The organism is Blastococcus sp. TML/C7B (genome assembly GCF_016612845.1).
Lineage (GTDB): Bacteria > Actinomycetota > Actinomycetes > Mycobacteriales > Geodermatophilaceae > Blastococcus.
On record NZ_JAEOAA010000001.1, the window covers coordinates 850,337 to 875,516 of the forward strand.

The window sequence follows — 25,180 nt, forward strand, 5'->3', positions numbered from 1 at the left end:
GCACCCTAGCGAGGCGCTCCGGCGGCCTCCCGCGAGCGCCCGCGCGGAGGCGCTGTGCCAGCCTGCCTGCATGACCCCCGCTACGGGCGCGACCAGCGAGGTCGGCACCCTGCAGACGGTGCTGCTGCACCGGCCCGGCGACGAGCTGCGGCGGCTCACCCCGCGCAACAACGACGAGCTGCTCTTCGACGGCGTCCCGTGGGTGGACCGGGCGCAGGAGGAGCACGACGCCTTCGCCGCCGCGCTCACCGACCGCGGCGTGGAGGTGCTGCACCTCGACCGGCTGCTCGCCGAGATCCTCTCCTTCCCCTCGGCCCGGGCGGAGCTGATCGGCGCGGCGGTCGACGACCCGCGGCTGGGCGCCAGCCTCCAGCGCGCCGCCACCCGCCACCTGGCCTGGCTGGACCCCGACGCACTGGCCGCGACGCTGATCGCGGGCCTGGCGCACGACGAGCTGCACGGCGGCCGCGGGCTGGCCTACGAGGTCATGGACCGCTCGGACTTCGTCGTCCCCCCGCTGCCCAACCTGCTGTTCACCCGCGACTCCTCGGTGTGGATCGGCGACGAGGTCGCGGTCACCTCGCTGGCCATGCCGGCCCGGCACCGCGAGAGCACGATCACCGCGGCCATCTACACCCACCACCCGCGGTTCGCCGGCAGCGAGCAGCTCTACGGCGCGGACCTGGAGCACCTGGAGGGCGGCGACGTCCTGCTGCTGGCCCCGGGCGTGGTGGCCGTCGGGGTCGGCGAGCGGACGACGCCCGGCGGGGCCGAGCGGCTGGCGCGGCGGCTGTTCGCCCGCGGCCTGGCGCACACGGTGCTCGTCGTCCCCATCGCCCAGCAGCGCGCCACGATGCACCTGGACACCATCGCGACGATGGTCGACGTCGACGCGATGGTCATGTACCCGGCGGTCGCCGACTCGCTGCGGGCCTGGACCGTCACCGCCCCGGACGGCGTGGCCGACGACGCCGACCCGGTGGAGCTGGCGGTGCGCGGCCCGCGGCCGTTCGTCGAGGCGGCCGCCGAGGCGATGGGCATCGACAAGCTGCGGGTGATCGACACCGGGCTGGACCCGGTCACCGCCGAGCGCGAGCAGTGGGACGACGGCAACAACACCCTCGCCCTGGCGCCGCGGCTGGCCGTCGCCTACGAGCGGAACACCGTCACCAACGCCGCACTGGAGGCCGCGGGCATCGAGGTGGTCCGGATCGCGGGCTCCGAGCTCGGCAGCGGCCGCGGCGGCCCGCGGTGCATGTCCTGCCCCGTCGCCCGGGCGCCGCTGTGATCCACTCGGGCATGCGCGCATCCCTCGCCCTCACCGGGACGACGGCCCTCGCCGCGGCCGTCACCACCGCCGCGCGGCGGGTGTCCCGCTTCCGCCCGACCGCCGGCGCCGCCGAGCCGGTGGACCTCGCCGGTCTGGACGCCGACGCCGCGGCCGGCCGGCTCGCCGAGCTGATCCGCATCCCCACCGTCTCCTACCGCGACCGCGCGGAGGTCGACGAGGAGGCGTTCGCCCGCTTCCGCGCCCGGCTCGCCGAGCTCTACCCGCGCACGCACGCCGCGCTGGAGCGCGAGCAGCTGGGCGACGGCGCGCTGCTCTACCGTTGGCGCGGGACCACCGACGAGCCGCCGCTGGTGCTCATGGCGCACTACGACGTCGTCCCGGTCGAGGGCCAGGACTGGACCCGCGACCCGTTCGCCGGGCTGATCGAGGACGGCGTCGTGCACGGCCGCGGCGCGATCGACGACAAGGGCTACCTGGTCGCGATCCTCGAGGCCGTGGAGGCGCTGGTCACCGAGGGCTTCACGCCCCGCCGCGACGTCTGGCTGTCCTTCGGCAACGACGAGGAGGTCACCGGGGTCGGCGCGCAGCTCGCCGTCGCGGCGTTCACCGAGCGGGGCATCCGCCCGTGGGCGGTGCTCGACGAGGGCGGCGCGGTGGTGACCGGCATGTTCCCGGGCGTGCCCGGGCAGGTCGCCGTCGTCGGGCTGGCGGAGAAGGGCCGGCTGGACGTCGAGCTGGTGACCACCGATCCCGGCGGGCACGCGTCGTCCCCGACGCCGGGCGGGGCGCCGGCCCGGCTGGCCAAGGCGATCACGGCGCTCGACGAGCACCCCTTCCCGGCGCGGATGAACGACGTCGTCCTCGGCATGGTCGACGCCGCCGGCCGGTACGCCTCCGGGCCGCTGCGCGCGGTGTTCGCGCACGCCGGGTCGCTGGGCCCGGTGCTGGCGCGGGTCCTCGCCGGGGCGGGCCGGGAGGCGAACGCGCTGGTCCGGACGACGGTGGCGGTGACCCGGCTCGAGGGCAGCAAGGCCGGCAACGTGCTGGCCACGACCGCGAAGGCGCACCTCAACATCCGGATCGCGCTCGGCGAGACGGTCGGGACGACGGTGGAGCGGCTGCGGCGGGTGATCGGCGACCCGACGGTCGAGCTGCGGGTGCTGCCCGGCGGCGCGGACCCCTCACCGGTGTCCGTCGTCGGCAACGACGCCTACGAGGCGGTCGCCGCCGCCGCGCGGGCGGCCTACCCCGACGCCGTCGTCGCCCCGTACCTGATGGTGCAGGCCAGCGACTCGCGGCACTTCGCCGAGATCTGCGACAGCGTCTACCGGTTCATGCCGTTCGCCGTCACCCGCGAGGAGCTGGCGGCGCTGCACGCCGCCGACGAGCGGATCTCGATCGCGGCGCTGCACCGCGGCGCCGGCTTCGTCCGGCACCTGCTCCGCAGCATCTGAACGGCCCTCCGGTACCGGAGGGCCGGGCCGCCGGGGGACGTCCGGTACCGGACGTCCCCCGGGGGCGTCAGCGGATGGTGATCTGGCGGGAGAGCAGCCCGGCGCGGGCGCGGCGCTCGTCGGCGTTCAGCGGCTCGGTGACCGCGAGCGCCTCCTCGAGGCGGGCCTGCCACTGGGTGGCCGGCTCGATCCACTCCTCCGCGGGGGTGTCGGCGGGCAGGTCCCACACCGGCACGACCAGCCCGTGCGCCCGGAAGGCGCCGGCGTAGCGGGTGCCCTCGCCGAGCAGCATCGGCTCGCCGGCCGCCCGCAGCCGGGCCAGCGCGTCGAGCAGCTTCTCCTCGGGCTCGGGGCGGACCCAGCGCAGGTGGGCGCGCTCGTCGGTCGGCCGCACCCAGTAGGCGGCGTCCAGGCCGGCCAGCCGCACGGTCGGCAGGATCGCCTCGTTGGCGTGCTCCAGCCCGGCCTGCACCGCCGGGTTGGGGTCGGTGCCCTCCAGCCAGAAGCCGAAGTCGTCGTGCACGGTCACCTCGAAGGGCGCCGAGGCGTCCAGCAGCTCCTGCAGCCGGGGGCCGGCCGAGCCCGCGCCGCCGATCGGGCCCGGGTCCACCGGCGCGCCTGCCGGGGCCTCGAGCGCGGCGGCCAGAGCGGTGCCGAGGTCGCGGCTCACGTCGTCCGAGGAGGTCTGCAGCTGGACGCCGAGCATGATCTCGCCGCTGGCCCGCACCAGGGCGGGCGCGCCGCCGGGGAGGACGCTGGCCAGGGTGACGTCGCGGCCGTCCGTCGTCCTCAGCGCCGCGGTCGCCGCCGGCACCAGCTCGCGCAGCGCGACCCAGTCGGCCTCGCCGGGCAGCCCCTCGAAGGAGCGGATCACCGGGGGCGCGTAGCCCGAGCCGTGACAGTGCTTGTAGCGGCGGCCGGAGCCGCACGGGCACGGCGCCTTCGGGTGTGACGCCCTCCTGCGCGGCGGCGGGGGCGGGAGTGCGCTTGCGGGAAGCCATGCGGCCAGCGTAGGTGGGCCCCTCGAGCGCCCGCCCGCCCCGCCCGTGGACGGGTGTGACGGGCGTCGTTGCCCAGGCTTCCTAGGCTCGCGGGCGTGACCGCCGCACCACTCGACCTCACCGATCCCGCTGTCGTCGCAGACCCCTACCCGGCCTTCGCGCGGGCCCGGGCGCAGGCGCCCGTGCAGTGGCACGAGGGCCTGGGGCTCTGGCTGGCCTTCACGCACGCGGAGTCCAACGCGGTGCTGCGCGACCGGCGGCTGGGCCGGATCTGGCAGGACAAGGCGCCGGCCGAGCGGTTCGAGAGCTTCAACCTGATCCACCGCAACGCGATCCTGGAGATGGAGCCGCCGGCGCACACCCGGCTGCGGCGGCTGATCAGCTCGGCGTTCGCCCGCGGGCACGTCGAGCGGCTGCGCCCCTGGGTCGAGGAGCTCGCCCGCACGCTACGGTCGACGAGCTGGTCGAGCGCTCCGGCGGGAGCGAGCCGGTGGACCTGCTGGCCGGCATGGCCGAGCAGCTGCCGGTCGCCGTCATCGCCGAGCTGCTGGGCGTGCCCGAGGCCGACCGCCCGCTGCTGCGCCCGTGGTCGAACGCCATCGTGAAGATGTACGAGTACGGGCGGACGACGGAGACCGAGGACTCCGCCGAGCGCGCCGCCGACGAGTTCGTCGCCTACCTGCGCGACCTCGCTGCCGAGCGCCGGAAGGACCTGGGCGAGGACCTGGTCAGCCACCTGGTCTCCATGCGCGACGCCGACGGCGACAAGCTCACCGAGGACGAGCTGGTCACCACCTGCATCCTGCTGCTCAACGCCGGCCACGAGGCGACGGTGAACGTGAGCGGCAACGGCACCCTGGCCCTGCTGCGGCACCCCGACCAGCTGCAGCGGCTGCGGGAGGACCGCGCGCTGCTGCCGACGGCGATCGAGGAGTTCATGCGCTACGACTCCCCGCTGCAGCTGTTCGAGCGCACCGCCACCGAGGACGTCGAGATCGGCGGCGTCACCGTCGAGCGCGGCCAGAAGATCGCCGCCCTGCTGGGCGCGGCCAACCGCGACCCCGCCGTCTTCGACGCCCCCGACACCTTCGACGTGGGCCGCACCGACAACGGGCACATCACCTTCGGCGCCGGCATCCACTTCTGCATCGGGGCGCCGCTGGCCCGGGTCGAGCTGCAGGCGTCCTTCGGCGCGCTGCTGGACCGGACGACGACGTTCGAGCTGGGCGGCGAGCCGGTCCGCCGTCCCGAGTTCGTGATCCGCGGCCTGGAGACCCTCCCCGTCGTCCTCGGCTGAGCCCCATCAGGGCAGAAATGGCCATTTCTGCCCCGTCCGACCGCCGGGCCCCGGCTGGATCGTGAGCGCCGTCACTGGCAGGATCCGAGCCATGCGCGGCCTGATGCAGGACAGCCCCCTCACCATCGACACGATCTTCCGGCACGCCGAACAGCACTACGGCGACGTGCCGATCATCACCAACGGCCCGAAGGGCGTCACCCGCAGCACCTACGGCGAGTGGGCGGACCGCACCCGCCGGCTGGGTGGCGTCCTCGACACCCTCGGCATCAGCGCCGACGGCCGGGTCGGCACGTTCGGCTGGAACAGCCAGCGGCACCTCGAGCTGTACTTCGCCGCCCCGTGCACCGGCCGCGTGCTGCACACGCTCAACATCCGGCTCTTCCCCGAGCAGCTGACCTACATCGCCAACCACGCCGAGGACGAGGTCGTCTTCGTCGACCGCTCGGTCTTCGGCCTGTTCTGGCCGCTGGTCGACACGATGACCACGGTCCGGCACGTCGTGGTCATGGAGGACGGCGGCGACGCCGAGCTGCCCGACGACCCGCGGATCAGCGACTACGAGACCCTGCTGGCCGCCGCGTCCCCGGTCGACTTCGACGTCCGGGACGAGAACCTGGCCGCCTCGATGTGCTACACGTCGGGCACCACCGGCAACCCGAAGGGCGTCGTCTACTCGCACCGCTCGACGGTGCTGCACACGATGGCCGCGCTCTCCCCGAACGCGTTCGGGCTCAGCGTCCGCGACGTCGCCATGCCGGTCGTCCCGATGTTCCACGCCAACGCCTGGGGCATCGCGCAGGCCGCGCCGGCCGCGGGCGCCGCGCTGGTCTTCCCCGGCCCGATGATGCAGCCCGAGGCGCTGGCGAACCTGATCGTCGACGAGGGCGTCACCTTCACCGCCGGCGTCCCGACCATCTGGCAGGGCGTGCTGCCCTTCCTCGCCGGCAAGGAGCACCAGCTGCGCGAGATCGGCTGCGGCGGCTCCGCGGTGCCCAAGGCGCTGAGCGAGGCCTACCGCGAGCAGGTCGGGCTGCCGATCCTGCAGGCCTGGGGCATGACCGAGACCTCGCCGGTGGCGTCCTCCGGCGTGCTGCCCAGGCGCCTCCAGGACGCCGACGACGAGACCAAGGCCAACGTCCGCGCCCGCGCCGGCATCCCGCTGTTCGGCGTCGAGGCCCGCATCGTCGACGCCGACACCCTCGAGCCGCAGCCCTGGGACGACACCGCCACCGGCGAGCTGCAGGTCCGGGGCAACTGGTGCGCGAAGGAGTACTACAACCCCGACGCCGGCGTGGAGCTCTCCACCGCCGACGGCTGGATGAAGACCGGCGACGTCGCCGCGATGAGCGCCGACGGCTCGATCCGCATCGCCGACCGCACCAAGGACCTGATCAAGTCCGGCGGCGAGTGGATCAGCTCGGTCGACCTCGAGAACGCGATCATGAGCCACCCGAAGGTCGCCGAGGCCGCCGTCGTCGGCGTCCCGCACCCGAAGTGGGACGAGCGCCCGCTGGCCTGCGTCGTCCTCAAGCAGGGCGAGACGGCGACCGAGGAGGAGATCCTCGAGCACCTCAAGCCGCTGGTCGCCAAGTGGTGGCTGCCCGACGCCGTCGAGTTCATCGACGAGGTGCCCAAGACCAGCGTCGGCAAGTTCTCGAAGAAGGACCTGCGCGCGAAGTTCGCCGAGTACGAGCTGAAGGCCTGACCCCGGTTGATCATCGCCTGCGCGCCCGCGCCGGCGGCGCGTCACCCCATGTCGGGAGCACGCAGGCGATGATCAACTGACGGGTGGCCACTGCCGGTAGCCTCGGCGCCATGCAGCTGCTGTGCCCGAAGTGCCACAACGTCATGGCGCAGTACGAGCGCAACCGCGTGCTGGTCGACCAGTGCACCGAGTGCAAGGGCCTGTTCCTCGACCGCGGTGAGCTGGAGAACCTGATCGCGGCCGAGCGCGCCTACCTCGACGCCGAGGAGGGCCGCCCGGTCGCGCCCCCGCAGGCCGCCCCGCCGCCGGTGCGCGACCCGTACGACCGGGACCCCCGGTACTACGGCGAGCACCGCTACGACGAGCGCTACTACGGCCGCGGCTACGACGAGAAGTACGCGAAGAAGAAGCGCCGCAAGAGCATCCTCGAGGAGCTCCTGGACTTCTGAGCCGCGGCGGTCAGCGGACGAAGGGCTCCTCGCCGGTCTCGCTCACCATGGGCTTGCCGGCCGCCTGCCACTCGCCCATGCCGCCGGCGACGTTGACGGCGTCGTAGCCGTTCTGGTTCAGCCACGCGGCGACCCGCGCCGAGCGGCCGCCGCCGCGGCAGGTGACGTAGAGCGGGTCGCCCTCGGGCAGGTCGTCGAGCCGGCCGGGCACCTGGCCCATGGGGATGTGCGTCGCGCCCTCGATGTGGCCGTGCACCCACTCGTCGTCCTCACGGACGTCGAGGACCACGGCGTCCTCGGGCAGCTCGCTGACGGACACGGTCGGAACCTGCTGCGGCATCACGCCCTCCATCGTGGCACGGGCCGGCGCGCGGCCGCGGGCTGCGAGGATGGCCGCGATGACCGCCGCCCCCTCCCCCGTGCGGGAACCCGCCTGGTCGCTGCCCCGGTCCGCCGTCGGCCTGTGGCTGACCGAGAGCCTGATCACCGCGGCCGTCACCGTGGCGGTGGTGGTCGCGCTGCTGGTGTGGGTCCCCGACGACCTGGGCGGTCCGGAGCCGTTCCTGCGCTGGGCGGTGCCGATCGTGACGGCCCTCGACGTCCTGGTCGTCGTCGGGATCCGCCCCTGGTTCAAGCACCGCACCTACCGCTGGGAGGTGACCGCGGAGGCCGTGCACACCCGCACCGGCTGGCTGAGCCGGACCTGGACGCTGGTGCCGGTCTCCCGCATCCAGACCGTCGACGTCACCCGCGGGCTGCTGCAGCAGGTGTTCGGGCTGGCCAGCGTCGCGGTCTACACCGCCTCCAGCCAGGGCACGGTGCGCATCTGGCACCTCGAGCACGGGATGGCCCAGCGGGTCGCCGAGGACCTCACCGCCCGGGCCGAGCGCACCCGGGACGCCGCCACGTGACCGACCCGGCGCCGGCACCGCCCGCGCCCGCCGCGACGGCCCGCCGCACGTCGCCGCGGGTCGTCCTGGTGCACACCCTCACCTTCCGCCAGGCGCGGCGGCTGCTCCCCTACGCCATCCCCGCGCTGGCCGCGATCGGCCTGGGCGGCGGCCGGTGGACCGTCGCCGGGCTCGTCGTCGGCGTCACCCTCGTGTCCCTGGTGACGGCGGCGCTGTCCTGGTGGCGGTTCAGCTACCTGGTCGGGCCGGGCGCCGTCGTCGTCACCCGGGGGCTGGTGCAGCGCTCGGTGCGCGCCGTGCCCACCGACCGGATCCGCGGGGTCGAGGTCGAGGCGCCGCCGGTGCACCGCCTGCTCGGGCTGGTCCGGGTGCGCATCGACGCCGCCGCCGGCGGCACCGGCAGCTCCGAGGAGGAGCTGCTGGTCGACGGGCTGCCCCCGGCCGAGGGCGACCGGCTGCGGACGGCGGTGCTCACCCGGCGCGCGCGGGCGGCCGCCGGGCCGGAGGACGACGACGCGACCGCGCCCCCGGAGCCGGCCGAGGAGGAGTTCGCCCGCTTCGACAACCGCTGGCTGCTGTACGCGCCGCTGGTCGGGGGCTACCTCGCCGTGCCGCTGGCCGCGGTGGGCGCGCTGTCCCGGGTCGTCGACGAGCTGCCCGCCGGCACGCTGCCCGACGTGGACGGGCCGGCGCTGGACTCGGTCGGGGCGGCCGCGGTGGTCGCCCTCGTCGCGCTGCTGCTGCTCGCGGTCGGGGCGGTGGTCGGCGCCGCGGTGGTCAACTGGGGCTTCCGCCTGGTGCGCCGCGGCGACTCGCTGGTCGCGGTGCGCGGCCTGCTCACCCGCCGGCACACCGAGCTGGAGATCGACCGGATCCGCGGCGTGGCCGTCGCCGACGGCGCCGGGATGCGGCTGGCCCGCGCGGCACGGGTGAACGCGCTGGTCACGGGCCTGGGTGACGCCCAGCGTCGCGGCCAGCTGCTGCCGCTGGGTCCGCGCGCCGAGGCCGAGGCGCTGGCCCGCCGGCTGGTGCCCGACCCCGGCCCGCTGACCGCCCACCCGGCCGCGGCCCGGCGACGCCGGATCACGCGCGCGCTCACCGGCGGGCTGCTGGTCACCGCCGCCGGGGCGGTGCTGACGGCGACCTCCGGATGGTGGCCGCTGCTCGTCGTCGGCGTCGTCCTCACCGCGCTGGGCGTGCCGCTGGGGCTGGGGCGCTACGCCTCGCTCGGGCACGCGACCGGGCCGAGCTCCTTCGCCGTCCGGGTCGGGTGGCTGGTGCGCGAGCGCGCCGTCCTGGAGCGGCGGGCCGTCGTCGGCTGGCAGGTGAAGCAGTCGTGGTTCCAGCGGCGGGCCGGGCTGGCCTCCGTCGTCGCCTGCGTGGGTGCCGGCCGGGGCGGCTACATCGCACTCGACATGGCCGCCGACGAGGTCGCGGACTTCGCCGTCGCCGCTTCCGAGCCCTGGGCCGAGCAGCTCCTGCCCGCACCTCCCGCTCGTTGATCATCGTCATGTGGCTGCCAGCCACGCCGTGCGCGCGGGCCGGATGACGATGATCAACGAGGCAGGCGATCGGAGCGGATGCGCGCCGGCGTCCTCCCTCACCGCCGAGCGTCCTCCCTCACGGTGTGCGGTGAGGGAGGACGCTCGACGATCAGGTCACCTGATCCCAGCGGGATGCCGGGGTCAGTGCTGGACGGCCTTCTCCGCGCCGATGCCGGTGAACGCCCGCACCTCGAGCTCGGCGTTCTTCAGCTCGTCCGGGCGCTCCTTGGAGAGCCTGGACCCGAGCCAGCCGAGGAAGAACGACAGCGGGATCGAGACCAGGCCGGGGTTGTTGAGCGGGAACCAGGAGAAGTCGACGTCCTGGATGAGCGAGGTGCTCTTCCCGGTCAGCTCGTTCACCGGCGCCCCGGAGACCACCGGCGAGAAGATGATCAGGCCGATGCAGGCGATCAGCCCGCCGTAGATCGACCACAGCGCGCCCTGGGTGGTGAAGTCCTTCCAGAACAGCGTGTAGAGGATCGTCGGCAGGTTCGCCGAGGCGGCGACGGCGAAGGCCAGCGCCACCAGGAAGGCGATGTTGATGCCGGCCTGCAGCGCGAGGATGCCCAGCCCGATCGCCACCGCCCCGATGACGACGGCGGTGATACGGGCGACCCGCACCTCCCCGTTGGGCGGCACCTTGCCCCGCTTGATCACCGACGCGTAGACGTCGTGCGCGAACGAGGCCGAGGCGGTGATCGTCAGGCCCGCGACCACGGCGAGGATCGTGGCGAAGGCGACGCCGGCGATGATGCCGAGCAGCACCGTGCCGCCGAGCTCGAAGGCCAGCAGCGGCGCGGCCGAGTTCACCGCACCGGGTGCGGCGAGGATCTCCGCGGGGCCGACCAGCGCACCGGCGCCGTAGCCGATGACCAGGCTGAACAGGTAGAAGATGCCGATCAGCCAGATGGCCCACACGACCGAGCGTCGGGCGTCCTTGGCGGTGGGAACCGTGTAGAAGCGCATCAGCACGTGCGGCAGGCCCGCCGTGCCCAGCACCAGCGCCAGGCCCAGCGAGACGAAGTCCAGCTTCGAGGTGTCGGTCAGGCCGTACTGGGCCCCGGGCGCGAGCACGTCGCGGCCCTCGACGGCGAGGTCCTGCGCCCCGCCCAGCAGCGAGGAGAGGTTGAAGCCGTACTCGGCCAGCACCCACACGGTCATCACGAACGCGCCGGCGATCAGCAGCGTCGCCTTGATCATCTGCACGTACGTGGTCCCGCGCATGCCGCCGACCAGCACGTAGAAGATCATCAGCGCGCCGACGAGCGTCACGACGAGGGCCTCCGCGGCGTCACCGCTCACCCCCAGCAGCAGCGCCACCAGGCCGCCGGCGCCGGCCATCTGCGCCAGCAGGTAGAACAGCGACACCGCCAGGGTCGAGATGGCCGCCGCCATCCGCACCGGGCGCTCCCGCATCCGGAAGGCCAGGACGTCGGCCATGGTGAAGCGGGCCGTGTTGCGCATCAGCTCGGCGACCAGCAGCAGCGCCACGAGCCACGCCACCAGGAAGCCGATCGAGTACAGGAAGCCGTCGTAGCCGTAGACGGCGATCGCGCCCGCGATGCCCAGGAACGACGCGGCCGACAGGTAGTCACCGGCGATCGCCAGGCCGTTCTGGGTGCCGCTGATGTTGCGGCCGGCCGCGTAGTAGTCCGCGGCGCTCTTGTTGGTGCGGCTGGCACGGAACGTGATGAACAGCGTGACCAGCACGAACGCGCCGAAGATCGAGATGTTGACGGCCGGTTCGCCGATCGTGCTCTCGGCGGCGAGGAGGTCAGACACGGGTCGCCCCCCGGGTGTCGCCGGCGCCGGTCGCGTAGTCGTGCCGCTCGAGCCGCTCGCGCATCTCGTCGGCGATCGGGTCGGTGTTCCGGTTGGCGTGCGACACGTACAGGTGCGTGATCGCGAACGTGGTCACGAACTGGGCCAGGCCCAGCAGGACGCCCAGGTTCACGTTGCCGAAGACCTCGGTGGCCATGAAGTCCGGCGCGTACGTGGAGAGCAGGACGTAGAGCAGGTACCAGGCGAAGAACGCGAACGTCATGGGGAAGGCGAACCGCCGGAACCTGCGCTTCAGCTCGGCGAACTCGGGTGAGTTCTGCGCTTGCAGGTACTCCTCGGGCGTCAGCTGACGCCGTTCCGCGGGTTCGGTCACGGGGCGACCTCCAGGTCAGCGTGGGCGGGCGGTACACCCGGCAGGTGTGAGCCCCGTCACGGTAGGAGCGCGAGCCCCCGTCCGCGGACCGGAACCGCGCCGCTGCGCCGAGCGGTCACCGGCGCTCGCCGACCGGCAGGTCCGGCGGGACGAGCGGTCACCGCCGCGAGCGCGGCTCAGCGGGGCGGGGTGCCCCGGTCGAGCTGCACGGACTCGGGGGTGTGCAGCCGCACCATCGTGCGGGCGGCGTGCGGCGGCACCCGGCGGGGCGTGGCCAGCGACGCGGTCACCATCGTGAGGAAGGCCAGCGGGACGGTCCACGCCGCCGGCTGCGACAGCAGCGCACCACCCCAGCCCTCCGGGCCGACGCCGAGCAGCGTGGCCAGCACCGCCCCGCCCGCGCACCCACCGCCGACGAGCATCCCGGCGATCGCGCCGAGGTCGGTGAGCCGGCGCCACCAGATGCCCAGCACGAGCAGCGGGCACAGCGTGGAGGCCGCGAAGGCGAACGCCAGGCCGACCGCCTGCGCGACGCCGACCCCCTCGGTCACCAAGGCCAGGCCCAGCGGCACGAGGACGGCGACGACGGCGCCGGCCTGGAAGGCGCGCACCCCGCCGAACCGGCGGCCCATCACGTCCTGGCTGATCACGCCGGCCACCGCGACGGTCAGCCCGGAGGACGTCGAGAGGAACGCGGCGAACGCCCCCGCCGTCGTCAGGGCCGACAGCAGCTCGCCCGCCGTCCCGGCCAGCATCCGGGACGGCAGCTCGAGCACCACCGACTCCGCCCGCCCGGTGGCGACGAGGTCCGGCGCGTAGAGCCGGCCCAGGCCGCCGTACACCGGCGGGAGGAGGTAGAAGAGGCCGAGCAGCGCCAGCACGAACAGCGTCGTCCGGCGGGCCGCCGCCCCGTCCGGGTTCGTGTAGAAGCGGACGACGACGTGCGGCAGGCCCATCGTGCCGAGGAACGTGGCGATGATGATCGAGTAGGTCGTGTAGACCTCGTGCTCGCCGCCGGCCAGCGGCGACACCCACGAGTCGCCCGGGCGGGCGGGATCCACCACGTCGACCGACGCCGGCGAGACCGCGCCGTCGCCGAGCCAGATCGCGGCCATGAACAGCAGCGGGAACAGCAGCGCGGTCAGCTTGAGCCAGTACTGGAAGGCCTGGACGAAGGTGATGCTGCGCATCCCGCCGAACAGCACGTTGACCAGGACGACGGTGGCGACCAGCACCCCACCCAGCCACGGCCCCGTGCCCGTGGTCGAGGCCAGCGCGAGCCCGGCGCCCTGGAACTGCGGCATCAGGTACAGCCAGCCGATCGCCACGACCAGCAGCGCGGAGAGCCGGCGCACCCCGCGCGACTCCAGCCGGCTCTCTGCGAAGTCGGGCAGCGTGTACGCCCCGGAGCGGCGCAGCGGGGCCGCGACCAGCACGAGCAGCACGAGGTAGCCCGCCGTCCAGCCGACCGGGTACCAGAGCATCTCGGTGCCGAAGGCGAGCACCAGGCCCGCGACGCCGAGGAAGGAGGCCGCCGACAGGTACTCCCCGCCGATCGCCGAGGCGTTGAGCCCCGGCCGCACCGTGCGGGAGGCCACGAAGAAGTCGCTGGTGGTCCGCGAGAACCGCCAGCCGTAGGCGCCGACGGCCAGGGTGACGACGACGACCGCCGTCACGCTGACGACGCTGAAGCCCGCGGTGCTCATCCGCGCTCGGCGCCGCGACCCGCCGGCCGGGTCACGAGCGGTCCAGCACGTCGGTGAACGCCCGCTCGTTGCGCTCGGCGGCGCGGACGTAGAGCCAGCCCACCAGCAGCAGGAACGGGTAGGCGGCGAAGGCCAGCAGGAACCACGGCAGCGGCACGGCCAGCACCTCGACGTCGGAGAGGTCGGGGACCAGCCAGAACAGCAGCGGGATGCCGCCGACGAAGACCGCGAGGGCGGTGAGCGCGAGCAGCGCCAGCCGCAGCTGGGAGCGCACCAGCGAGGACATGTAGACCTCGCCGAGCCGGGTCTGGGCGTCGATCTCGCGGGCCGGCGGCACCCGCTGCGCGCGGGCGGCGCTGGTGCGCGGGCTGGTGACCCGCACGCGGCGGGCGGTCTCCGACACCGGTCACCCCCTGCCCGCGGTGCCGGGGCGGGCGCGGCGCACCAGCAGGTCGCGCAGCTCCCGGGTGTGCCGCCGGCTCACGCCCAGGTGCGTGCCGCCGACGACGACGGTGCACCGCCCGCCGTCCATCCGGACCTCCTGCACGTGCTGGAGCGCCACCAGCAGCGAGCGGTGGATGCGGACGAAGCCGGCGTCCTTCCACTCCTCCTCCAGGGTGGTCAGCGGCACCCGCACCAGGTGGCTGCCCGCGGCGGTGTGCAGCCGGGCGTAGTCGCCCTGCGCCTCGACGTAGCCGACGCTGGACCGGGGCACGAAGCGGGTCACCCCGCCGAGCTCGACGGCGATGTCGTCGTCCGCCACCGGGGGGACGCCGGCCCGCGCGCCCACGACCCGGCGGACCGCCTCGCCGAGCCGGGCCTCGCGCACCGGCTTGAGCACGTAGTCGACCGCCCCGAGCTCGAAGGCGTCGACGGCGGAGTCGTCGTGGGCGGTCACGAAGACCACCGGCGGCGGCGTCCGGAACCGGGAGAGCACCCGCGCCAGGTCGACGCCGCTGAGCCCGGGCATCCGGATGTCGAGGAAGACGGCGTCCACCCCGCGCTCCTGCAGCAGCCGCAGCGCCTCGGTCGCCGAGTCGCAGGTCAGCACGGCCTCGATCCGCTCGTCCCGCTCGAGCAGCCAGCGCAGCTCCTCCAACGCCGGTCGCTCGTCGTCCACCACCAGGACGGTCAGCCGCTCGCTCACGGGTGCACCCCCGGCGCGAACTTCGGCACCCGCACGCTCACCTTCGTCCCCACCCCCGGCGCGGTCTCGACGACGAGGCCGTAGTCGTCGCCGAACGCGGTGCGCAGCCGCGCGTCGACGTTGCCCAGGCCCACCGAGTCCACCGACACGTCACCGGCGAGCGCGCGGCGGACCTTCTCCGGATCCTCCCCGACGCCGTCGTCCTCCACCGAGATCAGGCACTCCCCGCCCCGGTCGGTGGCGATGATCGTGACGGTGCCGGTACCCGGCTTGTGCTCCAGCCCGTGCCGCACGGCGTTCTCCACCAGCGGCTGCAGGCACAGGAACGGCACCGCGACGGGCAGCACCTCCTGCGCCACCCGCAGCGTCACCTGCAGCCGATCGCCGAACCGCGCCTTCTCCAGCACCAGGTAACGCTCGATCGAGCGCAGCTCCTCGGCCAGCGTCGTGTACTCGCCGTGCCGGCTGAACGAGTAGCGGGTGAAGTCGGCGAACTCCAGCAGCAGCTCGCGGGCCTGCTCCGGGTCGGTGCGCACGAACGAGGCGATCGCGGTCAGCGAGTTGTAGATGAAGTGCGGGCTGATCTGCGCCCGCAGCGCCCGCACCTCGGCCTCCATGAGCCGGGTGCGGGAGGCGTCGAGCTCGGCGAGCTCCAGGTTCCCCGACACCCAGTGCGCCACCTCGGCCACCGCGCGGACCAGCCCCGCCGACGCCGAGGGGGTGAAGGCCTGCAGCGTGCCGACCACCCGGTCCTCGACCACCAGCGGGCTGACCACCACCTGCCGCAGCCCGCACCCGGGGTCGTCGCACGGGAAGTCGGCCCGGTCGCGGACCACCGTGCCCCCGGACTCGAGGACGGCGGCCGCCAGCGCGGCGGTGTCCCGCTCGTGGTGCCCGGAGCGGCCGTCCCAGGCCAGCGTCGCCACCGTGTCGGTGAGCGCGACCGCCGGCACCCCGAGCAGATCGCGCAGGTGCCGGCTCGCGCGCTCCGCCGACCCGCTGGTCAGGCCCTGGCGCAGCTCCGGCGCGGTGAGCGAGGCCGAGTGGAGGGTCCGGAACGTGGCGTGCTCGGCCTCGGTCCCGAGGTGGCCGCGGCGCAACCAGCGCAGTGCATCCCGCATGGCAGTCGGGGCGGTGCCCCAGCCTCCCTCCGCGAGCCGTGCCCGGCTGCTCCTGCCGGACCACGGACACGCGACCGTAGATCGTGAGAGCTGGCTCACACCAGCTCCTCGGTCGGCGGTTCCCCGGAACGTGCGCACCACGCCGCACGGGCGTAACCGCCGGGAAACCGGCCCCTGCTGCACTGCGGCATGCGTACGAGCGGAGAGAGCGCGGCCGGCTGGTTCCCGGTCGCCCGCGCCGACGAGGTGGGGACGACGCCGCTGCCGGTGAGCGCCGGGGGCCGGGCCTGGGTCGTCGTGCGGCTGCGCCACGGCGGGGAGGTGAGCGCGTTCCCCGCCCGGTGCCCGCACCGGCTGGTCCCGCTGGCGACGGCGGCGGTCGTCGACGGGCGGCTGCAGTGCGCGGCGCACGGCTGGCGGTTCGACGGCGAGGGCCGCTGCGCGGAGATCCCGTCGCTCGGGGCGGGGGGCACGCCGCCACCCCGGGCCGACCTCGCGGGCCCGTGGGCCGTGGAGGAGCGGGCCGGCTGGGTGTGGCTCGCCCCCGACCGGACGGCGCACCGCGCACCGGCCCGGCCCGGAGGCGTGCCCGCCGTCGAGCCGCGGCGCGAGCCGCCCGCCCCGGTGGGCCCGGTGTTCGGGAACCTCGACCCCTCGCTGGAGCACGCCTGGCACCCGGTGGCGCTGTCGACCGAGCTGCGCGACGGCGGCTGGCTGCAGGTCCGCCTCCTCGGCCGCACCTGGACGCTCTCCCGCCGAGCCGACCGGCTGGCCGCCGAGCCCCCGGCGGCCGGCGTCCGCGAGCGGCTCGGGCTGCTCTGGCTGGCACCGGCCGAGCCGCACGACGTCCCGCTCGAGGTGCCCGAGGCCGGCGACCGGTCCTTCGTGGCCGGGTGGCTGCCGCCCCTGCGCTCCCCCGGGCCGGCCGGGCCGCTCGCCGACACGTTCCTCGACGCGACGCACGGGCCGTTCGTGCACCCCTCGACCCTGGCCGCGCTGCCGGAGACAGGCCCGTACGAGCTGGTCCGCGAGCCCGGCGGCTTCCGCAGCGTGCAGGAGCAGGAGGTGGACAACCCGGTCGACCCGGGCGTCGCGACCGGCGAGCGCCCGCTGCGTCAGCGCCGGCGCACGACCTACGTGCACCGTGCGCCGTTCCAGCTGCGGCTCCGGCAGGAGTTCCTCGACTCGGGGGCGACGACGACCCTGCTCTACCTGCTCCAGCCCGAGGACGCCGACTCCACCCGGATCTACGTCCGGCTCATGCTCGCGGCCGGCCCGGGGCAGCGGTTGCCCGCGCCGGCCACCGTCGTCGAGCAGGTGGCACTGCAGCAGCAGGTGCTGGAGGAGGACATCCGCTCCCAGGCGGCCCTGCTGCTGCCCGGGCTGCCGCTGGACCCGCGCGACGAGGTGCACGTACCCGCCGACGCGCGCGGCGTCGCGTTGCGGCAGGCGCTCTGCGACTTCCTGGTCGCGGGCCGGCGGGGCCGGCTGGCCGCCTGATCAGTCGGCGGGCAGCAGCGCGCCGCACTCGGCGCAGCGCGTCGGCGGGTCCTCCTCGGCCAGCCGGCCGCACTCGGGGCACACCCGGCGCAGCCAGCAGGCCGGGTCGCCGCCCTCGTCGTCCGGTCCGGTCATGCGCGCTCCTGACGATCCCGTTGCGGTCCGGTGACACCGCAGTCGTCCCGTGCGCGCCCGGGTACCCCTCCCTCGCCCGTTCCAGACGAGAGGAAGTGCTCCATGCCAGCGCACACCCGCGCCGCGGCCGCGCTGCTCGCGGTCGGCCTGCCGCTGACCGCCTGCAGCGAGGCCACCCCGCTCGACGTCCCCGGCGAGGAGGTGCGCGGTGGCGCCGTCGGTCCCGACGCCGACGTCACCGACGACCTCGGACTGCGCCAGGTGCAGCTCGCGTGGCCGGCCGACGGTGTCTACACGCCCGGGGAGGACGCCGAGCTGTACCTGGCCGTCACCAACACCGGCAACCGCCCGGCGGAGCTGGTCGAGGTCCGGGGACCGGACTTCGACGACGCCGAGCTCCCGGGCGACGGCACGCTCACCGTCGACCAGCAGGACACGGTGTACGTCGGCGCCGAGGGCGCGCCGTCGATCGTCCTCGAGGACCTCGACCGCTCGCTGCGCTCGTCGCAGTCGATCCCGGTCACCTTCGTGTTCGAGGACGCCGGCACGGTGACCGTCGACGTGATGGTGGCCGCCGAGGGCCAGGAGGTCCGGCCGTTCGACTTCGCCGACCCCGCCGAGGACCCCACCTGATCAGACCAGGGGTGGAGACACTGTTCCCTCCTGAGGACGACGAGACCGCTCCCGGCGCTGCCTAGGCTCGACGCCGTGGAGAACCCCCTCGACCGCCCGGGCGACCGGGTGCGCCGGCACCCGTTCGCGGTCGACGCGGCGTTCGCGGGCGCGGTGTGGTTCTTCGCCGTCCTGCTGCCGGTGGACGCCTACTGGCAGTCGCGGGGCACGGCCCTCCTCGTCGGCACCTTCCTGGTGGTCCCGCTCGCCTGGCGCCGCCGCGCCCCGGTCGCGGCCGGCGCGGCCGTGGTGGCCGTCGGGCTGCTGGAGCTGGTGCTCTCCCCGGACTTCCTGGCCGCCAACGTCGCGGTGCTGATGATGATCTACGCGCTGGCCGCCTACGCGCCGCGCTGGGCCGCCTCGGCCGGGATCGGTGCCGGACTCGTGGGGGCCCTGCTCGCCTCCCTGCGGTACTGGAACTACGACATGACGACGTCGTTCGTCCCCGTGGCACTGGCGATCGGGGTCTCCGTCGTCGCCGCGTGGGCGCTGGGCAACCTGCGGCGGGCCCGGCTGGAGCAGGTGGCCGCCCTCGAGGAGCGGGCGCAGCTGCTCGAGCTGGAGCGGGACCAGGAGATGCGGCTGGCCGCCACCACCGAGCGGGCGCGGATCGCCCGAGAGCTGCACGACGTCGTCGCCCACTCGCTGTCGGTGGTCATCGCCCAGGCCGACGGCGGTCGCTACGCGGGACGGACCGATCCGTCCGCCGCCACCGACGCCCTGGAGGCGATCGCCGCCACCGGCCGCCAGGCGCTCACCGACATGCGCTCGCTGCTCGGCGTGCTGCGCGAGGGCGGCGGCGAGGAGTACGCCCCGCAGCCCGACGTCGCCGCCATCCCCGCCCTGGTCGAGGACGTGCGGGCCAGCGGCCTGGACGTCGACCTGATCGTGGAGGGCGAGCCGCAGCCGCTGCCGGCCGGCCCGCAGCTGGCGGCCTACCGGATCGTCCAGGAGTCCCTGACCAACGTGCTCAAGCACGCCGGCCCCGCGTCGCGGGCGTGGGTGCGGCTGCAGTGGCGGCCCGACGCGCTCGAGCTCTCCGTGCTGGACGACGGCCGGGGCGCGTCGGCGGCGATGGTGTCCTCCGACGGCGACGGGCCAGGGGCTGCGCGGCATGGCGGAGCGCGCCCGGCTGCACCGCGGGCGGCTCGAGGCCGGGCCGCGGCACGGCGGCGGGTTCGGCGTGCACGCCGCGCTGCCCTACGGTGCGGGGCGATGAGCGCACCGATCCGGGTCGTCGTCGTCGACGACCAGCAGATGGTCCGCGCCGGCTTCCGCATGGTCATCGACAGCCAGCCCGACCTCACCGTGGTCGGCGAGGCCGGCGACGGCGGCAGCGCGGTCCGGCTGCTCCGGGAGACCGCGGCCGACGTCGTCCTCATGGACATCCGCATGCCCGGCACCGACGGCATCGAGGCGACCCGGCAGGTCACCGCGCTGCCCGAGGGGCCGCGGGTCGTCGTCCTCACCACGTTCGACCTCGACGAGTACGTCGTCGCCGCGATCGGCGCCGGGGCCAGCGGCTTCCTGCTCAAGGACGCCCCGCCCGAGGAGATGCTCGCGGCGGTGCGCACCGTGCACGCCGGCGACTCGGTGATCGCGGCGTCCTCCACCCGGCGGCTGCTGCAGCACGTCGCGCCGATGCTGCGCGGCGCCCCGGCGTCCGCGCCGGGCGGGGGCGACGCCGCCGCCCTGGCCGAGCTCACCCCGCGCGAGCGGGAGGTGCTGGTGCAGATGGCGCTGGGTGCCTCCAACACCGAGATCGCGCAGACCTTCGTGGTCAGCGAGGCGACGGTCAAGACCCACGTCGGGCGGGTGCTGCACAAGACCGGCTCCCGCGACCGCGTGCAGGCCGTCGTCCTCGCCTACCGGACCGGCCTCGTGCAGCCGGCCGACCTCCTCCGCGACGCCTGACGCGCTCCCCCTCTCCGCTTCCGGTACCGGAAGTCCCGGGCTCCGCCCTGGGGATGACGGCGGGGTCCGCCCTGGGGAGCACCGGGGGCGACCGGGAGATGGCCCTGCGCTCCGACGCGGGGGGACGGCGCGGCGCGGGAGCGTGATCACCGTTGCCGCATCCCCCGCACCGGAGGTCCGAAGTGTCCGTTCCCGTCATGACCGTTCCCGGCGAGCCGCGCTCGGCCGGCACGAGCGCCGCCGTCCGCGCCACCGGGCTGCGCAAGACCTACGGCAGCGGCGAGACGGCGGTGCACGCGCTCGCGGGCGTCGACGTCGCCTTCGCCGCGGGTGAGTTCACCGCGATCATGGGGCCGTCGGGCTCGGGCAAGTCCACGCTCATGCACTGCCTGGCGGGTCTGGACACCGCCACCACCGGCGAGGTGTGGCTCGGCGACACCGCGCTGACCAGCCTGCGCGACGACCAGCTGACCACGCTGCGCCGCAAGCGGATCGGCTTCGTCTTCCAGGCGTTCAACCTGCTGCCGGTGCTCGACGCCCGCGAGAACATCGTGCTGCCCATGCAGCTGGGCGGGCTGCGGCCCGACCCGGCGTGGTTCGACGCCGTCATCGCCCGGCTCGGGCTGCGCGAGCGCCTGGGCCACCGCCCGCACGAGCTCTCCGGCGGCCAGCAGCAGCGGGTCGCACATCGCGCGGGCGCTGCTGCCCCGGCCCGACGTCGTCTTCGCCGACGAGCCCACCGGCAACCTGGACTCCCGCTCGGGCGCGGAGGTGCTCGGCCTGCTGCGCTCCAGCGTCAAGGAGACCGGCCAGACCGTCGTCATGGTCACCCACGACCCGTCCGCGGCCGCCTACGCCGACCGCGCGGTCCTCCTCGCCGACGGCCGGCTGGCCGGCGACCTCGCGGACCCCACCGCCGAGTCGGTGCTCGACGCGCTGCGCGGGCTGGGGGCCTGACCCCGATGCGCTCCGTCGTCCTCGCCCAGCTGCGCACCCACGCGGCCCGGCTGATCGCCTCCACGCTCGCCGTCGTCATCGCCGTCGGCTTCGTCGTGGCCACCCTGGTCCTCAACGAGACCTCCCGCAGCACCGTCCTGGACAGCGTCGGCGCCCGGTACGTCGACGCCGCCGCCGTCGTCAGCACGACCTGGGACCGGCCCTTCACCGACGACGACGTCGCAGCGGTCGCCGCGCTCGCCCCGGTCGGCGCCGTCGCCCCGAGCTACGAGGTAGGCGTCCAGGCCGCCCTCCCGGGGCGTCCGGGCGCCCAGTACGTGTCCGTGGAGTCCATCGCCGACGCGCCGCAGCTGCGCTGGCAGGAGCTGAGCGCCGGCCGGCTGCCCGCGGGCGACGGCGAGATCGCCGTCAGCGAGCGCGCCCGCGCCGAGGTCGGCGACGTCGTGTCCGTCTCCACGTACGACGGGGACGGCGAGCCGTCCGAGTCGGAGGCCACCGTCACCGGCATCGTCGACCTGCGGGGCGACCCCGAGGCCGGGCTCTACGCCCGGGGGTTCGTCACCGAGGAGCAGGCGCGCGCGTGGGGTGCGACCGACGTGATCGTCCTGCGCGTCGCCGCCGGCCCGGGCTTCTCCGCCGACCAGGTCTTCGACGAGGTCGCGACCGCCGCCCCCGACGGCACCGTCGTACGTACCGGGGAGGAGCAGGCCGAGAAGGCCGCCGCCGACCTGATGGGCAGCTCCACCGCGCTGGCCGCCGTGCTGCTCGTGTTCGGCACCGTCGCCGTGGTGGTCGCCGGGCTGGTCATCGCCAACACCTTCGCCGTGCTGCTCGCCCAGCGGACCCGTGAGCTGGCGCTGCTGCGCTGCGTCGGCGCCACGGCCCGCCAGGTCCGCCGCAGCGTGCTGGGCGAGGCGCTGGCCACCGGGCTGGTGTCCTCGGTCGTCGGCGTCGTCCTGGGCATCGGGCTGGCCGCGGGGGTCTCCGCGCTGGTCGGCAGCAACTCGGCCATCCCGCTGTCCGGCGTGGCCGTGCCCCTCTACGCGGTGCTGACCGGGACCGGCGTCGGCACCGTCGTCACCGTGCTCGCCGCGCTCGCCCCGGCGCGCGCCGCGACGAAGGTCGCGCCACTGGCCGCGCTGCGCCCGGTCGACGCCGCGCCGCTGCGCTCCCGCCCGGGCCTGCTGCGGCTGATCGCGGGCCTGCTGCTGCTGGTCCCCGGCGCCGGGCTGCTGGCCGCCGGCGTGCTCACCGCGTCGGTGCTGGTCGCGCTGCCCGGCGGGGTGCTCAGCTTCCTCGGCGTCGTGCTGCTCGCCCAGCGCGCCGTTCCGCCGGTCGTCGCGGCCGCGGGCCGGCTGGCCGGCCGGTTCGGCGGCGTGCCCGCCCGGCTGGCCGCGGGGAACGCCACCCGCAACCCCCGTCGGACGGCGGCGACGGCCACCGCGCTGCTCATCGGCGTGACGCTGACCAGCGCGTTCGTCGTCGGCGCGGCGTCGACCAAGGCCACCGCGCAGGAGGCCCTGGACGCCGAGTTCCCCACCGACGTCGTCGTGCAGAGCTACGACGCGGAACTGGAGCCGTCGGTGGCCCGCGCGCTCGCCGACCTCGACGGCGTGGACCGCGCCGCCACGGTCATCGGTGGCAGCGTCACGGGGCCCGACGGCGAGGAGGTGTTCGTGCAGGGGGTCGACCCGGCCGAGGCCACCACGGTGCTGCGGTCCACCGACAAGGTGGACCTGCCCTCGACCGGCGTCGCGGTGCTGCCGGAGTGGGCGTCCGACGCCTGGACGGTGCAGGACGGCGCGCCGGTCACCTTCGAGGTCGACGGCGCGAAGGTCACCCTGCAGGCGCAGCTCACGACGCTCGACCAGCCGCTGCTCCTGGAGGCCGACGCGCTGCGCTCGCTGGTCCCGGACGCCGGCACCGCCGAGCTGTGGCTGCTGCTGGACGCCGCCGATCCCGACGCGCAGACCGGCACCGTCGACGACGTCACCGACCTGGTGGCCGAGCGGGACCCGGAGGCGCAGGTCACCGGCATCGTCACCATGCGCGCCGAGCTCGACGAGGTGCTGGACATCCTGCTGCTCGTCGTCACCGGGCTGCTCGCCGTCGCCGTGGTCATCGCGCTGATCGGGGTGGGCAACACCCTCGCGCTGTCGGTGGTGGAGCGGCGGCAGGAGAACGGCCTGCTCCGCGCGCTGGGGCTCACCCGCCGGCAGCTGCGCGGGCTGCTCGCCTGGGAGTCGGTGCTCGTGGCCGGCGTCGCCGCGGTGCTGGGCGTGCTCATCGGCGGCGCCTACGGGCTGACCGGCGTCGCGTCGGTGCTCGGCGAGCAGGGGGAGATCGTGCTCGACGTCCCGTGGCTGCAGGTGGCCGCGATCGTCGTCGTCGCCACGCTGGCCGGGCTGCTCGCCTCGGTGCTGCCGGCCCGCACGGCCGCCCGCACCTCCCCGGTGGCCGCCATCGCCGCCTGACCCCTGGGCCTCCCGGCCACGATCAGGTGACCTGATCGTCGAGCGTCCTCCCTCAGCGCGCACCACGAGGGAGGACGCTCGCCGGTGAGGGAGGACGCCGCCCCCGCCCCGCCCCCCGTGTGAGGTTGCACGTGGAACCTCCGCCGCCCCGCCCGCGGCTGGGACACTGGACCCGTGCCCCTCCTCCGCCGTGCCGCCGTCACCGCCGCCGTCCTCGCCGGTCCGGTGGGCTGGCTGACCGCCGCCGCCTGGGGCCTGCCGACGGCGCTCGGCGCGCACCGCCGCCGGCTGCGCCCGGTGGTCGCCGGCTCGCCGCACTTCTCCGACGGCGCGTTCCGCAACACCCTGCCCACGCCCGCCCTCGCGCCCGCCAACACCCGCGACGGCCTGCTCCGGCAGTGGCACGAGGAGCGGCACGTCGGGCTGCCCGGCGGCCCGATCCCGCTGGTGCACGCCGAGCTCCCGGCCGAGGCCGCCGAGCTCGCCGTCACCTGGTTCGGCCACGCCAGCGCGCTGCTGGAGGTCGACGGGCGCCGGGTGCTGGTCGACCCGGTGTGGGGCCACCGCGTCTCGCCGTCCCCGGTCTTCGGGCCGACCCGCCTGCACGAGCCGCCGGTGCCGCTGGAGGAGCTGCCCCCGGTCGACGCCGTCCTGATCTCGCACGACCACTACGACCACCTCGACCTGCCCACGGTCCGGGCGCTGCTGCGCACCCAGACGGCGCCGTTCGTCGTCCCCCTCGGCATCGGCGAGCACCTGCGCACCTGGAACGTGCCCGAGGAGCGGATCGTCGAGCTCGACTGGGACGGCGTGCACGAGGTCGCCGGGCTGACGCTCACCTGCACCGAGGCCCGCCACTTCTCCGGCCGCTACCTGCACCGCAACACCACGCTGTGGGCGTCGTGGGCGATCGCCGGCCCGCGGCACCGCGTGTTCTTCGGCGGCGACACCGGCTACACGCCCGCCTTCGCCGCGATCGGCGCGCGACTGGGCCCCTTCGACCTCACGCTGCTGCCGGTCGGCGCCTACAACGACGCCTGGCACGCCATCCACATGGACCCCGAGGAGGCCGTCCGGGCGCACGGCGACCTCGGCGGGGCGGTGCTGCTGCCCATCCACTGGGCCACCTTCAACCTGGCGTTCCACCGCTGGGCCGAGCCGGTGCAGCGGCTGCTCGCCGCCGCCGGCCCGCGGGAGGTCGCCGTCGTCGTCCCCCGGCCCGGCGAGCGGGTCGACGTCCTCGCCCCGCCCCCGCTGCGGGACTGGTGGACGGCGGTCGGCTCGGCCGCCGACGGGCATGGCGACGCCGCCGGGGTGGGCAGCTCCGTGCTGGCCCGGACGCTCACGAGGCTCACCGCGCTCCTGCCGGGCTGACCGGTCACCCGGTCGCCGCGTCGGTGGCCAGCCGGTCCAGGTCGGTGCCGAAGCCACCCTCCGCGCGCGGGGCACGGCGCGACGAGGTGGCCACCGGGCTCACCGGGGTGCGGAGCACGACCCGTCCGGCCCCCACCAGGGCCTCGACCAGCGCCACGTCCTCGGAGACCGCCAGCGGCGGAAAGCCCCCGGCGGCGCAGTAGGCGCTGCCCCTCACCCCGAGGTTGGCGCCGTGCACGTGCGGGTGCGCGACGAGCCCCGCGCCCTGCCAGGCGTCGTAGGCGGCCAGGAAGCGCTCCGGCACGTGCCCGGGGAGGCCGGACCAGTCCGTCACCTCCACGGTGCCGACGACGGCGTCGACCCCCGACCG

At 75.1% G+C, this 25,180-nt stretch carries 22 protein-coding genes and 3 pseudogenes; 14 read left to right on the forward strand and 11 right to left on the reverse strand.

Going from position 1 to position 25,180, the window contains the following annotated elements; genetic code table 11:
• The first annotated feature begins 70 nt into the window (after positions 1-70).
• Together JKP76_RS04115 and JKP76_RS04120 are read left to right on the forward strand one after the other, a co-directional pair.
• Positions 71-1,288, forward strand: coding sequence for an arginine deiminase (locus JKP76_RS04115; RefSeq protein WP_200489669.1), 1,218 nt, complete (start codon positions 71-73; stop codon positions 1,286-1,288).
• An 11-nt stretch (positions 1,289-1,299) separates the two neighbouring features.
• On the forward strand, positions 1,300-2,745 hold the full coding sequence (locus JKP76_RS04120; RefSeq protein ID WP_200489670.1) for a M20/M25/M40 family metallo-hydrolase: 1,446 nt from the start codon (positions 1,300-1,302) through the stop codon (positions 2,743-2,745).
• A gap of 67 nt (positions 2,746-2,812) precedes the next feature.
• Here the strand turns inward: JKP76_RS04120 and JKP76_RS04125 are convergent, their stop codons facing one another.
• Positions 2,813-3,619 (reverse strand): DUF5926 family protein, encoded by an 807-nt coding sequence (locus JKP76_RS04125; protein WP_309232951.1) that lies wholly within the window; start codon positions 3,617-3,619, stop codon positions 2,813-2,815.
• Between the two features lie 39 nt (positions 3,620-3,658).
• A pseudogene (locus tag JKP76_RS23230) lies at positions 3,659-3,940 on the reverse strand (hypothetical protein); the annotation flags it as partial.
• Between JKP76_RS23230 and JKP76_RS20295 the strand changes: the two are divergent.
• The 4 genes from JKP76_RS20295 to JKP76_RS04140 all read left to right on the forward strand — a co-directional run bounded on the left by JKP76_RS20295 (position 3,842) and on the right by JKP76_RS04140 (position 7,200).
• Positions 3,842-4,351, forward strand: coding sequence for a cytochrome P450 (locus JKP76_RS20295; protein ID WP_242471927.1), 510 nt, complete (start codon positions 3,842-3,844; stop codon positions 4,349-4,351). The pseudogene JKP76_RS23230 and the gene JKP76_RS20295 sit on opposite strands and share 99 nt — an antisense overlap.
• Positions 4,237-5,043 carry a cytochrome P450 gene (locus JKP76_RS04130; protein ID WP_309232839.1) on the forward strand — a complete coding sequence of 269 codons (807 nt, stop codon included), beginning with the start codon at positions 4,237-4,239 and terminating at the stop codon, positions 5,041-5,043. The genes JKP76_RS20295 and JKP76_RS04130 overlap by 115 nt, the downstream gene beginning before the upstream one ends.
• Positions 5,044-5,134: 91 nt before the next feature.
• On the forward strand, positions 5,135-6,751 hold the full coding sequence (locus JKP76_RS04135; RefSeq protein WP_200489671.1) for a long-chain fatty acid--CoA ligase: 1,617 nt from the start codon (positions 5,135-5,137) through the stop codon (positions 6,749-6,751).
• An 83-nt stretch (positions 6,752-6,834) separates the two neighbouring features.
• A complete protein-coding gene (locus JKP76_RS04140) occupies positions 6,835-7,200 on the forward strand; it encodes a zf-TFIIB domain-containing protein (protein WP_309232840.1) in 366 nt (121 codons plus the stop codon).
• Positions 7,201-7,210: 10 nt separating this feature from the next.
• On the opposite strand, the gene JKP76_RS04145 is transcribed toward JKP76_RS04140, so the two are convergent.
• The gene (locus JKP76_RS04145; protein ID WP_309229371.1) at positions 7,211-7,519 is read right to left on the reverse strand and encodes a rhodanese-like domain-containing protein; all 309 of its coding nucleotides are present in this window, start codon (positions 7,517-7,519) and stop codon (positions 7,211-7,213) included.
• A 79-nt stretch (positions 7,520-7,598) separates the two neighbouring features.
• Between JKP76_RS04145 and JKP76_RS04150 the strand changes: the two genes are divergently transcribed.
• Positions 7,599-8,111 (forward strand): PH domain-containing protein, encoded by a 513-nt coding sequence (locus tag JKP76_RS04150; protein WP_200489673.1) that lies wholly within the window; start codon positions 7,599-7,601, stop codon positions 8,109-8,111.
• Complete coding sequence (locus JKP76_RS04155) at positions 8,108-9,613, forward strand: PH domain-containing protein (protein ID WP_200489674.1); 1,506 nt, start codon at positions 8,108-8,110, stop codon at positions 9,611-9,613. The genes JKP76_RS04150 and JKP76_RS04155 overlap by 4 nt, the downstream gene beginning before the upstream one ends.
• A 183-nt stretch (positions 9,614-9,796) precedes the next feature.
• On the opposite strand, the gene JKP76_RS04160 is transcribed toward JKP76_RS04155, so the two are convergent.
• The 6 genes from JKP76_RS04160 to JKP76_RS04185 all read right to left on the reverse strand — a co-directional run bounded on the left by JKP76_RS04160 (position 9,797) and on the right by JKP76_RS04185 (position 15,784).
• A complete protein-coding gene (locus tag JKP76_RS04160; protein WP_200489675.1) occupies positions 9,797-11,437 on the reverse strand; it encodes a cation acetate symporter in 1,641 nt (546 codons plus the stop codon).
• Positions 11,430-11,810 (reverse strand): DUF485 domain-containing protein, encoded by a 381-nt coding sequence (locus JKP76_RS04165; protein WP_200489676.1) that lies wholly within the window; start codon positions 11,808-11,810, stop codon positions 11,430-11,432. Before JKP76_RS04165 ends, JKP76_RS04160 begins: the two co-directional genes overlap by 8 nt.
• Before the next feature lie 176 nt (positions 11,811-11,986).
• Positions 11,987-13,516 carry a cation acetate symporter gene (locus JKP76_RS04170; RefSeq protein ID WP_200489677.1) on the reverse strand — a complete coding sequence of 510 codons (1,530 nt, stop codon included), beginning with the start codon at positions 13,514-13,516 and terminating at the stop codon, positions 11,987-11,989.
• 31 nt (positions 13,517-13,547) lie between these two features.
• Positions 13,548-13,919, reverse strand: coding sequence for a hypothetical protein (locus JKP76_RS04175; RefSeq protein WP_200489678.1), 372 nt, complete (start codon positions 13,917-13,919; stop codon positions 13,548-13,550).
• A gap of 3 nt (positions 13,920-13,922) precedes the next feature.
• Complete coding sequence (locus tag JKP76_RS04180; protein WP_200489679.1) at positions 13,923-14,663, reverse strand: LytTR family DNA-binding domain-containing protein; 741 nt, start codon at positions 14,661-14,663, stop codon at positions 13,923-13,925.
• On the reverse strand, positions 14,660-15,784 hold the full coding sequence (locus JKP76_RS04185) for a histidine kinase (RefSeq protein ID WP_200489680.1): 1,125 nt from the start codon (positions 15,782-15,784) through the stop codon (positions 14,660-14,662). The genes JKP76_RS04180 and JKP76_RS04185 overlap by 4 nt, the downstream gene beginning before the upstream one ends.
• Before the next feature lie 189 nt (positions 15,785-15,973).
• Between JKP76_RS04185 and JKP76_RS04190 the strand changes: the two genes are divergently transcribed.
• Entirely contained in the window at positions 15,974-17,284 is a 1,311-nt protein-coding gene (locus JKP76_RS04190) for a Rieske 2Fe-2S domain-containing protein (RefSeq protein WP_200489681.1), read from the forward strand.
• Here JKP76_RS04190 and JKP76_RS22080 read toward each other — a convergent pair whose 3' ends face one another.
• Entirely contained in the window at positions 17,285-17,419 is a 135-nt protein-coding gene (locus JKP76_RS22080) for a hypothetical protein (RefSeq protein ID WP_255522505.1), read from the reverse strand.
• 102 nt (positions 17,420-17,521) lie between these two features.
• Between JKP76_RS22080 and JKP76_RS04195 the strand changes: the two genes are divergently transcribed.
• The 5 genes and pseudogenes from JKP76_RS04195 to JKP76_RS04215 all read left to right on the forward strand — a co-directional run bounded on the left by JKP76_RS04195 (position 17,522) and on the right by JKP76_RS04215 (position 24,810).
• On the forward strand, positions 17,522-18,052 hold the full coding sequence (locus JKP76_RS04195; RefSeq protein WP_200489682.1) for a copper chaperone PCu(A)C: 531 nt from the start codon (positions 17,522-17,524) through the stop codon (positions 18,050-18,052).
• A gap of 75 nt (positions 18,053-18,127) precedes the next feature.
• Positions 18,128-20,005, forward strand: a complete 1,878-nt coding sequence (locus tag JKP76_RS23235) for a response regulator transcription factor family protein (RefSeq protein ID WP_200489683.1) — start codon at positions 18,128-18,130, stop codon at positions 20,003-20,005.
• Positions 20,006-20,202: 197 nt separating this feature from the next.
• A pseudogene (locus JKP76_RS23875) lies at positions 20,203-20,962 on the forward strand (ABC transporter ATP-binding protein).
• Between the two features lie 779 nt (positions 20,963-21,741).
• Positions 21,742-23,436 (forward strand): annotated as a pseudogene (locus JKP76_RS23880) (FtsX-like permease family protein); the annotation flags it as partial.
• Between the two features lie 174 nt (positions 23,437-23,610).
• On the forward strand, positions 23,611-24,810 hold the full coding sequence (locus JKP76_RS04215; RefSeq protein WP_200489685.1) for an MBL fold metallo-hydrolase: 1,200 nt from the start codon (positions 23,611-23,613) through the stop codon (positions 24,808-24,810).
• Positions 24,811-24,814: 4 nt separating this feature from the next.
• Here JKP76_RS04215 and JKP76_RS04220 read toward each other — a convergent pair whose 3' ends face one another.
• Entirely contained in the window at positions 24,815-25,150 is a 336-nt protein-coding gene (locus JKP76_RS04220; protein ID WP_200489686.1) for a hypothetical protein, read from the reverse strand.
• Between the last annotated feature and the right edge of the window lie 30 nt (positions 25,151-25,180).

What these genes read in the sequence shown, in the direction of transcription:
- JKP76_RS04115 (WP_200489669.1), top strand. Translation starts at nt 71, where the DNA reads ATGACCCCCGCTACGGGCGCGACCAGCGAGGTCGGCACCCTGCAGACG.
- JKP76_RS04120 (WP_200489670.1), top strand. Translation starts at nt 1,300, where the DNA reads ATGCGCGCATCCCTCGCCCTCACCGGGACGACGGCCCTCGCCGCGGCC.
- JKP76_RS04135 (WP_200489671.1), top strand. Translation starts at nt 5,135, where the DNA reads ATGCGCGGCCTGATGCAGGACAGCCCCCTCACCATCGACACGATCTTC.
- JKP76_RS04150 (WP_200489673.1), top strand. Translation starts at nt 7,599, where the DNA reads ATGACCGCCGCCCCCTCCCCCGTGCGGGAACCCGCCTGGTCGCTGCCC.
- JKP76_RS04170 (WP_200489677.1), bottom strand. Translation starts at nt 13,516, where the DNA reads ATGAGCACCGCGGGCTTCAGCGTCGTCAGCGTGACGGCGGTCGTCGTC.
- JKP76_RS04185 (WP_200489680.1), bottom strand. Translation starts at nt 15,784, where the DNA reads ATGCGGGATGCACTGCGCTGGTTGCGCCGCGGCCACCTCGGGACCGAG.
- JKP76_RS04190 (WP_200489681.1), top strand. Translation starts at nt 15,974, where the DNA reads ATGCGTACGAGCGGAGAGAGCGCGGCCGGCTGGTTCCCGGTCGCCCGC.
- JKP76_RS22080 (WP_255522505.1), bottom strand. Translation starts at nt 17,419, where the DNA reads ATGACCGGACCGGACGACGAGGGCGGCGACCCGGCCTGCTGGCTGCGC.
- JKP76_RS04195 (WP_200489682.1), top strand. Translation starts at nt 17,522, where the DNA reads ATGCCAGCGCACACCCGCGCCGCGGCCGCGCTGCTCGCGGTCGGCCTG.